Raw genomic sequence first — 14006 nt, 5'->3', positions numbered from 1 at the left:
AAGATGAGTATCTATAATATCAATGTTAAATTAGAAAACGGAGCCGAATATAGTTTAGAGCGTTATAAAGGGAAAGTCTTGCTAATTGTAAATACAGCTACAAAATGCGGTTTTACACCACAATTTGAAGAGCTCGAAGAATTATATAAAAAATATCAACAGGATGGATTTGTAGTGCTAGGTTTTCCGTCAAATCAATTCCTTCAAGAAGTGGCTACTGCTAAAGAAGCTGCTGAACAATGTCGTTTATCATATGGTGTTACCTTCCCTATGCATGAAATGATTAAAGTAAATGGAAAGGAAGCGCATCCATTATTCAAATACTTATCATCACAAGCAAATGGCTTTGTAGGAAAAAGTATTAAATGGAACTTCACTAAATTTTTGATTGACCAAGATGGAGTAGTGGTTAATCGTTTCGGTCCAAAGGTTAAGCCAAGTAGTTTTGAAGGAGAAATTCAAAAGCTACTTTAATTCATATAGGATAGTAAGCTTTAGAGTTGTATTTTTTTAGTAAATAAAATTTCGCGAACCACTTTTCTCCCAATTCCATATGTATATATGGAGGAGGGATAAAAAATGGTTTCTACAGAGACATTAATTATTCAAGGGCATTCGTTCACTGCGGTTTCTGTTTTTTTACCGAAGACGACATTACTTACTATTTCAAATGACAAGGGTTATATTATGTGTGGAGCTTTAGATGTGGGACTTTTGAATACACGATTAGCAGATCGAAAAATTGTTGCGGGTAGAGCTGTTGGTGTTAAAACAATCGATGATTTACTACACGCACCGCTTGAATCTGTTACGTATGAGGCAGAAGCACTTGGGATTACTAAGGGAATGATCGGGGAAGATGCTTTATTGAAAATGATTTAATCATACTTATTTGAAAGTAATAAAAACATAAAACGAGTTAAAGCGGGAAAAGGTGCATTTGATGAAAAATGCACCTTTTTTATGTTAGATTAGATTTCCTGATTTATGAATGTATTCTAGAAATTTCTTGATTAATGCATATTGTGGATTTTTTTCAGATGAGATACATCCAAAGGAAAGGTCAGGAACAAAATTATTATCAGCTAAAGAAAGGGGAATGATACGACCAGTCTCTACATATGGATCGTCCGTTAAAAGATAACTAGATAATACGCTAATGGCCAATCCTTCAGCAATGGTTCTCTTTATAACCTCTGAATTGGATGTATGGAATAACACATTTATTGGGCGATTATTGTTTTCTAATGAGTAGATAAAATCTTCCCAAAATTGGCTCGTATATAAAACAATTGGATAGTCATACAAATCTTCAATTGTTAAAGATTGTTTAAAGGCTAGAGGAGAATCTTTCGGTACAATCACTTGAAAATCTGCATTATATTCAAGTTTGCTAAATAATAAATGATCAGGTAGAGAAATTTCAAGGGATTTTTTGATCGATGTAAATCCAAGATCCAATGAATATTCTTTAATGTTTTTCAAAATTCGTTTGCTTTCCATTTCGATAACAGTAATTTTTATTTGTGGAAAGTCCTTTTTAAAGAGCGAAAGTATTTTAGGTAAAAAATTCATTAAACTTGGTATTGCGGCTATTTTGATTTCACCTGTAAAAGTAGAGGTAATATTTTGTGCGTCTTCTTTTATTTTTTCGATACTCTCTACAATTTTTAACGCATTATGAATAATGGATTTTCCTTCCTCAGTTGGTGTTGTACCAAATCGAGAACGTTTAAACAGCTGTATACCTAATTCTTTTTCTAATAATGAAATAGACTGGCTGATAGCAGATTGTGATACATGAAGATTTTGTGCTGCGATTGAGATGGATTTTGTATGGACAATTTCTTTGATATATTCCATCTGTTCTAAATTCATAAAACAAACTCCTTTTATATTATTTATACTTATATTAACATTAGAAATCTTAATTTTACATAATTAATAATTATATTATACTGATTATAGAATGAATGAGGGGTTGTTAAAATGAAACGGCTTACGAAAGAAAAAGACAGTTTTATCTTTATAATAGTAGCCATATTTTTGGGGAATTTTTTAGCGTTCATTAATTCAGGTACTGTTAATGTAGCTCTACCTTCTATAATGAGGGAACTGCATACAAATTTAAATTCCGTTCAATGGATTGTGACGGGATTTATGCTTGCCACTGGGACAATTGCTCCAGTTGTAGGCTTTTTGGGAAATAAATTTGGGTATAAACAGTTATATGTATATGCTCTTATTGGATTAACTGTTTCTTCTGCATTATGTGGATTTGCAGGAAATATTATCACACTGATTATTTTTCGAACATTACAAGGTGTCTGTTCAGGTTTGATTCAAGTAGCTACAATGACCATTATTTATCAATCTGTTAAAAAAGAAAAACAGGCAATGGCAATTAGTCTATGGACTGTATCTGTTATGGTTGCACCAGCAATTGGTCCAACTTTGGGGGGATTATTGACCAATTCATTTGGTTGGAAAGCATTGTTTTTCTCATGCGTACCAGTTGGAATCATAGCTACATTATGTGCAAGTTTCTTTATTCCATCAGGTGTTAAAGAGAAAACAGCTGCATTGGATTTTTTAGGGCTCTTAACAGTTGTAATCGGAAATGTCTCTTTCTTATTGTATTTTACTAATGGACCAGAATTAGGATGGTTTTCAGTTTCGGCTGTAACACTATTGGTTGTGGGTATTATTGGTATGGTTCTTTTTATTTGGAGAGAATTAACTGTGAAAGAACCATTACTCAATTTAAGGGTTTTAAAATATCCAAAATTTCTGTTAGGGACTTTATTAAATTGCCTTATTTCGATTGGGCTTTATTCAAGCGTATATCTTATTCCATTATTTTTAGAAGAAGCACAAGGCGCTTCTTCATTTGTGAGTGGTGTCGTTATGCTTCCAGGAGCATTATTGATGATTGCAGTCACAATAATCACAGGAAAATTCAATAACAAATTTGATCCTGGTTGGTTTGTTTTGGGAGGAGCAATTCTTTTAAGTGTTGCAACATGGGCATTTAGTGGATTGAAAATGAATACAACAGTCACTACAATCACCTTATTTATGGTTATTCGGTATATTGGGGTTGGGCTTGCAACATCTCCAATTGCTACAATATCAATGAGTGTTATTCCACCTGAACTAGTAGGTCACGCTACATCTATTGCAAACTGGCTTCGTCAAGCTGTTGCGGCTTTATCTATTGCAGTTTTTAGTAGTATTTTGGCTATTAGAACGCAAACACATATTGCTGAATTAAAAGCTCATAAAGTCGGGGAAGCCTTGAAACAAGGAGCTTTTCTTCTAGCGTCAAATGACACTTTTTTAGTAGCGTTTATAATTCTTGTGTTTTCGATTCCACTTTCTTTTTTTATGTTTAGTAGAAAACAACACAATCTTTAATCGAATATAAAAATAGCAAGGGGGTGTACAGAAGATTATTAAAACAGTTAGAATAGTGACTTTATGTGGTTGTAAGCCCATTCTGCTTTTCATAAAGTCTAAGAAAATTGCTCTTCTTCAAAAACGAGGAGGAGCAATTTTTTTAATTATTTTGGAGAACTTCCTTTTGAAATTGATTAATTTAATGATTAATGGAAAGGATTTTGGAAATTTTTATCGAATGATCATCTATAATAGTATAAATAACAATTCAATTTTATGTAAAAAACAGTAGACGGGAGTTGCGCATGGTTCAAAAAATCGGTTTAATTTCAGTACTGATCTTTTTCGTTTCTACTTTTATTTATTTAGTCTCTATGTTCAGTGCTAGTGATTTATTCTCTGGACAATTGATGATCTTCTTCTCCATCATCCTACCAATCATAGGATTTATGCTAGCATTTAAAGCTAGGGGAGTGCTTAAGAAAGTTGGTATTATTGGTAACTTTGCAGTATTATTTGTAGCTGGTTTTATTCCTATTGTTGCATCGTTATTTTGGAATACACCTTAAAAAGAACACGGGGATTTACGCGAATTTTCTGCTATCAATAATTCGGGGCTTGCCTATTCCATAGGTAAAGCTCTAATTTTTTGCTAAAAAACAGTGTAACTTAGCTATTCAATAAAGGCCCCATAAACTATTTAAGGAAATTCACTTTAAAATGAACCTTTGACAATTACTTCTTTTAATTTTTCATTCAATAATTTTGCTTGGGTTATTGCTTGTTTATCCTGTGCAATATCTCCTGGACGATGGCCTTCACCAATGATATAAGCTTGGAAGTTCATATTTAAGAAATCAAATGTATATTTGAACTGTTGAATAAGGGGAAGTCCTTTAAGATATGGATCATCTCCACCTACGGTAACAACAATCGCATGCTTTGTTTTCAATTGTTCTCTTAATTGTGGATATCGATTATCTCGAATTGCTTGGCTTATTCGATCAATCATATTTTTCATGAAACCTGACATCGTATACCAATAAACTGGTGTAGAAAAAATAAGCAAATCACTATTTAGTAGTGCTTGAATAATTTGATCATAATCGTCGTGAACAGGTTGAAAACCGTTTATATCGTGCCGCAAATCATGGATTGGTTTTATGTTTAATTTTCGTAAATAGATCTTATGGTGCTGTATATCCTTTGTGACAATATCCGTTAAGATTTCGGTATTTCCATTTTCTCGAGAGCTACCGATAAACGTTGTAATCCTCACTTAAACACTCTCCTCTGATTCTTTTTAATCACATTGTAACCCTGATCTAAGACATGTTAACAAAAATATCTAACCTTTTAATCTATGCAAAAATTCCAACTGAATATTCATTTTTTTAGCCCTTGGATTAAATATTCGAATTTTTGCACATTCTGACAGAAAGGAGTGTTGAAGATGAAAAAAGTCTTTTTATTCATAGCAACTTTATGCTTAATAGCTGGTTGCTCCGCATCAAAAGAGAAACAAGCGATGACGCCTGTAAACGGTGAAAAGAGTCCAAGTGCAATTGCTAAATTTATTAATTCTGAAGGCAAGGATGTTGGGACGGCTGATTTAACAGAAGATGAAAATGGCGTGAAAATCAGTTTGAAATTACAGGGTTTAACACCTGGTGAACATGGAATTCATATTCATGAAGCAGGAATATGTGAAAAACCAACTTTTGAATCAGCAGGAGCACATTTTAATCCAACACATAAACAACATGGTTATGAAAATCCAAAGGGATATCATTTGGGTGATTTACCAAATATAAAAGTGGAAAATGATGGTACAGTAGATGTACAATTCACAACAAAAGTTTTCTCATTAAAAACAGGAGTAGAAAACTCACTTTTTGACTCAAATGGTAGTGCATTTATTATTCATGCAGACAAAGATGATTATAAAACTGATCCAAGTGGGAATTCAGGGGCTCGAATTGCTTGTGGTGTCATTGAAAAATCATAATATAAAACCTTCAAAAAAGGGTGTTGTACAGTTAAGTTGCTGTATGACACCCTTTTCCACTTATAATTTTTCTAACTCATTTCCAAGCAGTTTAGCAAGTTCAAGCATTCCAAATTGCTGTGCTTTTGCTTCGGCATCGCTATTATAGTTTGTATTTGTATTCACATCATACGTATAAGCTGTACCATTCTCATCAACGATAAATTCAATCCCTGCTACATCGATACCATTTGCAGAGAGGAATTTACTGTATTTTTCAATAAGATCTTTACGTGGATTTTCTACAATTTCGAATTTAGATCTCATTTGTGGTTGCTCACCTGCTGGGCAGAAAAGATCTCCAATTTGGCAAGCATCAGCAGGGCATAATTCAAATCCCTCAGATGTATCTACACGTACAGAGTAAATATTTTTGCCACCCACAAATTCAACACGAGTGATCAATGATTCTGGAGATTTGATATATTGTTGGATTAACGTTATGCCATCAACAGGTTCTTCATAATTTGGACCATTTAGATATTCCTTTAATGCTTCAAGTGAGTAAAATAACTGTACGCCAAGACCTTTACCAGCACGGTTATGCTTGGTGATAAATGGTGTCATATTCAGTGATTTTGCAGCTTCTAATATATGATCCTTACCAACGGCGGCTACAGTTTTTGGTGTTTGAATACCAAATCGCTCAAGTTGAGTATACTGTTTGACTTTACTTAACTCTAAACGAAGAGCATTACTACCATTTAACACTTTTCGTCCATGAAATTCTAACCAATCGATAACGGCACCTGTAAGCTCAGGAGCATATCGGTGATCTCGTGTATGGGAAGAGGCGCTCATGCGATTGTAAAAAATACCTTCTGGAGGTACTTCTTGCAGATTAACGATTCCCTTATCTAAATGCCAACTTTCATAAGGCAAATTTAGTTCTTCAAGACGTTTAATAAGATGGTTTGTCCACTCGTTATTTTCATGCAGGATATAGATTTTCTTTTTCATTTGAATACTTCCTTTTACATATTTTTTATCATTATAACAGGTTTGATCATTAAAATAACTAAATCTTATCGATTAACTAAGAATAGATGTATTTCACAATCTCAAAGTTAGCTTTTCACATATTTTTTTAAGTAGAATGAAGAAAATAGGAACTTGGAGGACGAGATTAATGGAAATACTAAAGTTTGAAATACATCAAATAATTAAAGCCAAAGTTGAAAAGGTTTGGAATGAACTAACGAATAATGAAGAAATCAAGAACTGGTTTCCTGAATTAACCTATCACGAAACAAATGATTCGGATTACTATCGTTGGTATGATGGTAACTTAGATTTGAAACTGGATGTTATTCAAAAAGAAGTTAATCAGTTAATGGTTTTCGAATGGGCAGGAAATATCGTACAAATTCAATTAAAGTCCACAAATGAACAAACAGAATTATCGTTCTCTGAAACGTTGTCAGAAGTTACCAAACACACACCTAAAGATTTAGCAGGTTGGTATGTTTGTATAGAAAAAATACGTTATCTAGCGGAAAAAACAGGTAAAAGAGTGTCTGAAGAACTTTGGAAAATAAAATATCAAGAGTATAGAAATATATTTGGCTTAAATGAGAGTCATAAATAATTGAATGCTTCGCTAAAATATTTACTGTTTTGGGAGCGGAAGATGGCGATACCTCGAGGTTTGTACTGAATTCCAGGACATAAAAAAGCTGAAACGCGGATACAATTGAAAAGTCCGCGAGTATTTTACCTGAGAACGCGAGTATTTCTTCACAGAACGCGAGTAAATCCGATGAAATCGCGAGTAAACAATGAAAATCATAATCCGCGGCAGCAGTTCAATTTTGAAAGGAAAAATAAGTCCGCGGATCAAGTAAGCATTAGAGGTTTGTACTGAATTCCAGGACATAAAAAAGCTGAAACGCGGATACAATTGAAAAGTCCGTGAGTATTTTACCTGAGAACGCGAGTATTTCTTCACAAAACGCGAGTAAATCCCATGAAATCGCAAGTAAACAATGAAAATCAAGAGCATTTTATACTTTGATAGGTCAAATTATCCGTATTTATTAACAGAAAACGGACTTATGAAATTGATTCATTCACTCATCAATACCGATTCAATAATGTGAAGTGAATCCCAGTCACCAGATGAGAATGTCGTAATAGGATATTTTCGTGGAAAGAGTTGCTGTTGAATTTCTTTATTTGTTAAGCCCTCTTGATGAAGTCTTAGTACTTGGTACTGGATTTCTTCTAAGTACTCCTTCTTTTGAGAGAGCATATTGCGACCATTCTTTACTAATCCGGCATGCTGACAAAATACATCACCAAAATCATATGTTAAGACTTTTTTCAAAGATTCAATAATAGTAGGGATACTTTCCGATTGCATGATCACTTTTGTTTTGGGATTAACGTATAAATCACCTGTGAAAAGTTGACCAGTTTGACGATTTAAAAAGGCAAGATGATCTTTTGAATGACCAGGTGTTTCAATAATATCCCAATTTGCATTTCTTGAGTTCATAATGTCTGAAAAGGGAATAGCATGAAAGGCTTTCCGTCTACCCCAAAAAAGTTGACGATATAGAGGGTAATCCGGTTTGCCTTTCGAATCCTTAAGGGACATTTGATGAATAAAAACTGGTACATTACGATTTTCTAATACAAAAGCTGCACCGCCTGTATGGTCTTCGTGGTGGTGCGTAATCCATACTTGTTCATAATCTTGCTCAAGAAGAAAAGGTTCAAATTGTTTGAGTAAACTTTTTCCTCCAGTATCAATTAGAACCCCATCCGTAACATAACAAAAAACATTCAGAGTAACCCCTTGAAATGACAAAATTCCATTTATGCTTTGAACGCCATTTAACGATTCTATGATTACTTTTTTCTTTAATAGCATCATTATCTACTCCTTTGTGTATAAAAAATTTTACATAATGAAAGTAAATTATTTCAAGTATAAATGGTTACTATTTAGTTCGCAAAACTCGACATATGTATAAATTAAGTATTTTTATTGTCGAAAAAATGGAAGTTTTCAGTCATTTATTGTTATAGTTTCGCTAATATGGTAATTTGAAAAAGTAATCGGTACCATCAATCAAGATGAGGTGATGCATAAATGAAAAGTTTTGATCTTACTATTATTGGTGCAGGTCCTGGTGGTTATGTGGCAGCAATTCACGCAGCTCAGTTGGGTATGTCTGTTGCACTAATCGAAAGAAATAAAGTGGGTGGAACATGCTTAAATGTTGGTTGTATCCCATCAAAAGTAATGCTAAAACATAGCCATCTTGCTTTAGATATTCAAAAAGCAAATGCTTGGGGTATTGAAACAAATATTGAAGTGATTAATTTTAAAAAGTTAAAAAAGAGAAAAGATCAAATAGTCAATAGTCTTATTTTAGGTGTTCAAGGTTTAATTAAAAAGAATGCTATTACTTTAATTGAAGGTGAAGCAAAGGTTGACCAGCGAAATACGGTTTCTGTAGCTGGAAGAAGTTTTTATTCGAAAGATATTATTCTAGCAACAGGCAGTAGTCCATTTGTCCCGCCTATTAAAGGTATACAAAATGTTAAATATGAAACGACAGATACATTTTTTAATTTAGAAGAACTGCCAAAGAAATTGGTCATCATCGGTGGTGGTGTAATATCTGTAGAGTTGGCATTTAGCCTTGCCCCTTTAGGAACAGAAGTAACAATTTTAGAGGTAGCATCAGATATTTTACTAACTGAAGACGAAGATGCAAGAAATGTGATAAAAGCCAAAATGAATAAGATTGGTATTCAATACAAATCAAATGTGAAAATCCAATGCGTTCATAAAAATGAAGTTGTGTTAGAAAATGAAACAGTTGGATTTACCAATTTACTTGTTGCAACAGGCAGACAACCAAATGTTGAAATTGCTGAATCTTTAAATTTAAAGATGGATGGTAAATTTGTGCAAGTAAATCAGCATTTTGAAACATCTCAAAATCATATATTTGCAATTGGAGACTTAATAGGGGGATATCAGCTGGCCCACGCTGCATCTGCTGAAGGGTTGCATGCAGTAGATTATATTCTTCATGGACAAGCTGAAACTTTGAAACCACAGAGTATTCCAAGATGTGTCTATACAATTCCTGAAATCGCTTCCTTTGGGTTCTCTGAAGAAGAAGCGATAACTGCTGGATATAAGCATATAAAAGTGAAAAAAGTTCCCCTTTCGACTAATGGAAAAGCAATGGCAGAGGGGAATACAGAAGGTTTCATCAAAATAATTGTAGATCAAGAATTTGGTGAAATTTTAGGAGCAGTAGTTGTGGGAGAAGGTGCAACGGAAATGCTGAACGCTATATTAGCTACATTTAAAGCAGAAGGGACAATCTATGAATTGTCAGATGTTGTTTTCCCGCATCCAAGTATTTCTGAACAAATTGGTGAAACCGCAGATGCTCTAATAGGCACAGCGATTCATGTATAGATTGAACAATAAAAGGAGGAATTCAGGATGACAACGAACAAAGCGTTACAAGAAGTACAGTTAACAGAAGAAAAGGCTTTATGGGTTTATGAAACAATGCACAATATTCGAAATTTCGAAAATACATTGCATAAACATTTCTCAGCTGGACTAATCCCTGGTTTCGTACATTTATATGCAGGTGAAGAAGCAATCGCAACAGGTGTTTGTGCCAACTTAACTGATGCTGATTATATTACTTCAACTCACCGTGGTCATGGTCATTGTATCGCTAAAGGATGCGATATAAATGGCATGATGGCAGAAATCTATGGACGTGAAGATGGCCTATGTAAAGGAAAGGGCGGTTCAATGCATATTGCAGATGTCGATAAGGGGATGCTTGGTGCAAATGGAATCGTTGGTGGAGGTTTCCCAATTGCTGTAGGAGCGGGTATTACAAGTAAATATCTGAACAATCAAAGCGTTGCAGTTTGCTTCTTTGGAGATGGTGCATCAAACGAAGGAACATTCCATGAAGGTATAAACATGGCGGCTTCTATGAAACTACCAGTGATTTTTGTTTGTGAAAATAATGGTTTTGCAGAAGCAACACCGATTCGATATTCAAGTGCATCCAAAACAATTGCTGATCGAGCAAAAGCATACGATATTCCTGGAATCAGAGTAGATGGCAATGACTTAGTAGCTGTTTATACAGTTGCAAAAGAAGCAATTGATCGTGCGCGTGCGGGAGAAGGACCAACGTTAATCGAATGTGTAACATATCGCAATTATGGACATTTTGAAGGTGATGAACAAAAATACAAAACAAACAAAGAAAAAAAATTACATCCAGTGGATAAAGATCCTATTAATTTGTTCAAGGAATACGCAATTGAAAATAATTTGTTGACTAAAAAACAATTGACATCGATTGAAAAGAAATCAGTAAAAGCAATTGAAGAAGCTGTGAAATTTGCACAAAACAGTCCAATTCCAAAATCTGAATCATTGTTAACAGACGTATTCGCTGACTAATTAAAAGAGGAGTGTTGAAATCATGACAAGAAAAATCACGATGATGCAAGCGATTAACGAGGCAATGCAAATAGCGATGGAGAATGATGACAAAGTTATTTTAATGGGAGAAGATATTGCTGGTGGAGCAAAAGTAGATGGTTTTGATCAGGAAGATGCATGGGGTGGTGTATTTGGGGTTACGAAGGGCCTTGTTCAACAATTTGGACGAGAACGAGTAATTGACACACCGATTTCAGAGAATGGTTATATAGGAGCTGCTGTTGGAGCTGCGGCAACTGGATTACGACCAGTAGCTGAGTTAATGTTCAATGATTTTATCGGTTTCTGTTTAGATATGATTTTATGCCAAGGCTCTAAAATGCGGTATATGTTTGGAGGGAAGGCACAAATTCCTCTAACGATTCGCACTACACATGGAGCAGGTGCAAGTGCAGCTGCTCAACACTCCCAATCTCTGTATGGAATGTTTGGTGCAATTCCGGGTGTTAAAGTCGTTGTACCTTCAAACCCATATACAGCAAAAGGCTTACTATTATCCGCAATTGAGGATAATAATTTAGTTATTTATTCAGAGGATAAAACTCTATATGGAATTAAAGGTGAAGTGCCAGAGGAATATTACAAAGTGGAAATCGGAAAAGCACATATTGAACGTGTTGGTTCAGACTTAACAATTGTGACGATTGGAAAAATGCTTTATGTCGGATTAGAAGTAGCGGACAAATTAGCTGAAGAAGGCATAGAAGTAGAAGTGATTGATCTTCTAACAGTTGCCCCTTGGGATCAAGAAACTGTACTTGAATCAGTTAAGAAAACAGGTCGCTTAATCGTCATTGATGAAGCAAATCCACATAACAACACAGCAACAGATATTGCTTCGGTTATTGGTGATCGTGCATTCGATTATTTAGATGGTCCGATTAAAACCGTTTGTGCGCCAAATTGTCCCGTACCATTTGCCACAAATTTAGAGGAACTTTATATTCCAAATGCTGAAAAAGTACTCAAAGTTGCAGATGAACTAATCTTTGATCTAAAAAAAGTGAAGTAGGAGGCGATCGTCATGGCAACAGAAGTATTAATGCCTAAATTAGGACTGACAATGACTGAAGGTACTGTACAAGAATGGTATAAAAAAGAGGGCGATGCTGTGAAAAAAGGTGAAGTCATCTGCCTGATTGCTTCTGAAAAGCTAACGATGGAAGTAGAAGCAGAAGCAGATGGTTTCTTAACTAAAATTATTGCCGGTGTTGATGAAGATATACCTGTTAAAGGATTGATTGGTATTATTAGTGAATCGGCAGATGAATCAATCTTAGTAGAATCTTCAGAAGTTAAGAAACAAGATATTGTCTTATCGAAGGGTGAAAGCATCAGCCAACATTTGGCTTCAAAAAGAATAGAGGGTGAACGGATTTTTGCTACACCATTAGCAAAACGATTAGCAAAAGAATATGATATTGAGCTTCAATTTGTTCGAGGCACAGGCGGTAATGGTAGGATTACAAAACGTGATATCGAACGTGTATTAGACCAAGGATTAGATGATACGATTGAAGTAAAAGTGGCTTCAACTGCTGAAGAAAATCAGGTTGACCAATTTGTAGCAGCAGAACTTAACGTAGGAGAAGGATTAGAGGGATTGCGTAAAATCATCGCACAACGTATGCATAAAAGTATGGCATCGACCGCCCAACTAACATTACATCGTAAAGCTTCATTAGATAAACTCATAAAGTTACGAAGTAAAATAAAAGAAAAATTACAACAAGCAAATATTGAAATACCAATTACCTATACGGTATTTGTTGCACGTGCAGTAGCACTAGCACTCAAGAAGTACCCACAGATGAATTCAACTTATTCTAATGATTCATATGTCGAACATAGTGAAGTGCATTTAGGTATAGCTACTTCAATTCGTAATGGTTTAATAGTACCGGTTGTTAAAAATGTTGACAAGCTTTCGATATCTTCTATTGCAGAGGAAATCGCAACTGTAACGGAAAAGGCAAGAAATGGTGAAAATGGTGCTTACCTTACCGGTTCAACATTTACCATTACAAATCTTGGTTCAAGCGGTGTGGAATATTTTACACCAATCTTAAATACTCCTGAAACAGGAATTCTCGGTTTAGGAACTTTAGTAAAAGAAGTCAGCATCGACAAAAAAGATAAACCATATTATGAACAAAAAATACCTTTAAGCTTAACCTTTGATCATCAAATTATTGATGGAAGTGAAGCGGCCGCATTTTTAGCAGATGTTGTTTATTATTTAGAAAATCCAATGCTATTAGTAATTTAAATGATTAGTTGATCCCATTTAAATAGTTTGGATCAAACGAGGAAGCGTATTGATATTTTAGTCAAATACGCTTCTTTTTTCTTATAGGGGTGAAAATAATAAAAAAATCCATTTCAACTATTAAAGTATAGTGAAAATAATAAATGCACCGTCACTAAATACGAATAATAACGCTAGACTTAATGTCCATCCCAAATAACTATCGAAATTTAATAACCGATGAATGTGATAATATATAACAAAAGACGTTTAAACATAGTAATATTATGGATTTTAGTCCATTTCATAATGCTCGTTTTTTAACAGAAAACCGATGTATGAATAAGTTTAAATCATTCAATTTGAAAATATGAAAAGATAAGTGAAAGGATACTAGAATGGACGAAAGAAAAATAGAGGTACTTCAAGCCACATTAAAAAAAGCATGGTCTATCCAATCAAGCTCAAAATGGAGTGTTGAAAATCCTGCGAAGGGGCAGTGTGGCGTTACTACATTAGTAATAAATGATCAATTAGGTGGGGGGATTTTTAAAACGAGGTTACCTGAAGGTTGGCATTTTTACAATATAATTGAACACCAACGATATGATTTTACCGTATCACAATTTAGTGAATCCATTATGTATGAAGACATTCCTTCCAATAGAAATGAGGCGTTAATGGATTGTAATGATCAACAATATATGTACTTAAAGCAAAAAGTCTCTGATCTCTTAACAAAAAGGGGTTGATCCATTTATTGGATCAACCCAACATTTAATTGTTTATTTAAATAGTAAGAA

General features: G+C 34.3%; 15 protein-coding genes. 11 read left to right on the top strand and 4 right to left on the bottom strand.

What is annotated here, in order from left to right; translation table 11 throughout:
- Window positions 1-3: 3 nt before the first annotated feature.
- Both CEF14_RS06565 and CEF14_RS06560 read left to right on the top strand, forming a co-directional pair.
- Window positions 4-474: a glutathione peroxidase gene (locus CEF14_RS06565; protein WP_102692114.1), complete on the top strand. Its 471-nt coding sequence runs from the start codon at window positions 4-6 to the stop codon at window positions 472-474.
- Window positions 475-579: 105 nt separating this feature from the next.
- Window positions 580-882, top strand: a complete 303-nt coding sequence (locus tag CEF14_RS06560) for a YunC family protein (RefSeq protein WP_102692113.1) — start codon at window positions 580-582, stop codon at window positions 880-882.
- 84 nt (window positions 883-966) lie between these two features.
- On the opposite strand, the gene CEF14_RS06555 is transcribed toward CEF14_RS06560, so the two are convergent.
- A complete protein-coding gene (locus CEF14_RS06555) occupies window positions 967-1878 on the bottom strand; it encodes a LysR family transcriptional regulator (RefSeq protein WP_102692112.1) in 912 nt (303 codons plus the stop codon).
- A 111-nt stretch (window positions 1879-1989) separates the two neighbouring features.
- On the opposite strand from CEF14_RS06555, the gene CEF14_RS06550 reads away from it, so the two are divergent.
- Complete coding sequence (locus CEF14_RS06550; protein ID WP_102692111.1) at window positions 1990-3417, top strand: MDR family MFS transporter; 1428 nt, start codon at window positions 1990-1992, stop codon at window positions 3415-3417.
- Between the two features lie 287 nt (window positions 3418-3704).
- Window positions 3705-3968, top strand: a complete 264-nt coding sequence (locus tag CEF14_RS06540; RefSeq protein ID WP_102692109.1) for a hypothetical protein — start codon at window positions 3705-3707, stop codon at window positions 3966-3968.
- 146 nt (window positions 3969-4114) lie between these two features.
- Here CEF14_RS06540 and CEF14_RS06535 read toward each other — a convergent pair whose 3' ends face one another.
- The gene (locus CEF14_RS06535; protein WP_102692108.1) at window positions 4115-4678 is read right to left on the bottom strand and encodes a flavodoxin family protein; all 564 of its coding nucleotides are present in this window, start codon (window positions 4676-4678) and stop codon (window positions 4115-4117) included.
- Window positions 4679-4852: 174 nt separating this feature from the next.
- Here CEF14_RS06535 and CEF14_RS06530 point away from each other — a divergent pair, with 174 nt between their 5' ends.
- Complete coding sequence (locus CEF14_RS06530) at window positions 4853-5407, top strand: superoxide dismutase family protein (protein WP_102692107.1); 555 nt, start codon at window positions 4853-4855, stop codon at window positions 5405-5407.
- A 60-nt stretch (window positions 5408-5467) separates the two neighbouring features.
- Here the strand turns inward: CEF14_RS06530 and CEF14_RS06525 are convergent, their stop codons facing one another.
- Window positions 5468-6406: an ATP-grasp domain-containing protein gene (locus CEF14_RS06525; RefSeq protein ID WP_102692106.1), complete on the bottom strand. Its 939-nt coding sequence runs from the start codon at window positions 6404-6406 to the stop codon at window positions 5468-5470.
- Window positions 6407-6575: 169 nt separating this feature from the next.
- Between CEF14_RS06525 and CEF14_RS06520 the strand changes: the two genes are divergently transcribed.
- Entirely contained in the window at window positions 6576-7034 is a 459-nt protein-coding gene (locus tag CEF14_RS06520) for an SRPBCC domain-containing protein (RefSeq protein ID WP_102692105.1), read from the top strand.
- Window positions 7035-7511: 477 nt separating this feature from the next.
- On the opposite strand, the gene CEF14_RS06515 is transcribed toward CEF14_RS06520, so the two are convergent.
- A complete protein-coding gene (locus CEF14_RS06515) occupies window positions 7512-8321 on the bottom strand; it encodes an MBL fold metallo-hydrolase (protein ID WP_102692104.1) in 810 nt (269 codons plus the stop codon).
- 222 nt (window positions 8322-8543) lie between these two features.
- On the opposite strand from CEF14_RS06515, the gene lpdA reads away from it, so the two are divergent.
- The 5 genes from lpdA (at window position 8544) to CEF14_RS06490 (ending at window position 13955) form a co-directional block, all read left to right on the top strand.
- Entirely contained in the window at window positions 8544-9893 is a 1350-nt protein-coding gene (gene lpdA / locus CEF14_RS06510) for a dihydrolipoyl dehydrogenase (RefSeq protein ID WP_102692103.1), read from the top strand.
- 27 nt (window positions 9894-9920) lie between these two features.
- A complete protein-coding gene (locus tag CEF14_RS06505) occupies window positions 9921-10913 on the top strand; it encodes a thiamine pyrophosphate-dependent dehydrogenase E1 component subunit alpha (RefSeq protein WP_102692102.1) in 993 nt (330 codons plus the stop codon).
- 22 nt (window positions 10914-10935) lie between these two features.
- Window positions 10936-11967 carry an alpha-ketoacid dehydrogenase subunit beta gene (locus CEF14_RS06500; RefSeq protein WP_102692101.1) on the top strand — a complete coding sequence of 344 codons (1032 nt, stop codon included), beginning with the start codon at window positions 10936-10938 and terminating at the stop codon, window positions 11965-11967.
- Between the two features lie 12 nt (window positions 11968-11979).
- Complete coding sequence (locus CEF14_RS06495; protein ID WP_102692100.1) at window positions 11980-13224, top strand: dihydrolipoamide acetyltransferase family protein; 1245 nt, start codon at window positions 11980-11982, stop codon at window positions 13222-13224.
- A 377-nt stretch (window positions 13225-13601) separates the two neighbouring features.
- Window positions 13602-13955, top strand: coding sequence for a YunG family protein (locus tag CEF14_RS06490; protein ID WP_102692099.1), 354 nt, complete (start codon window positions 13602-13604; stop codon window positions 13953-13955).
- Window positions 13956-14006 lie beyond the last annotated feature (51 nt).

Source organism: Rummeliibacillus pycnus, from assembly GCF_002884495.1.
GTDB classification, from domain to species: Bacteria; Bacillota; Bacilli; order Bacillales_A; family Planococcaceae; genus Rummeliibacillus; species Rummeliibacillus pycnus.
This window is presented reverse-complemented; position numbering and strand designations above follow the sequence as displayed.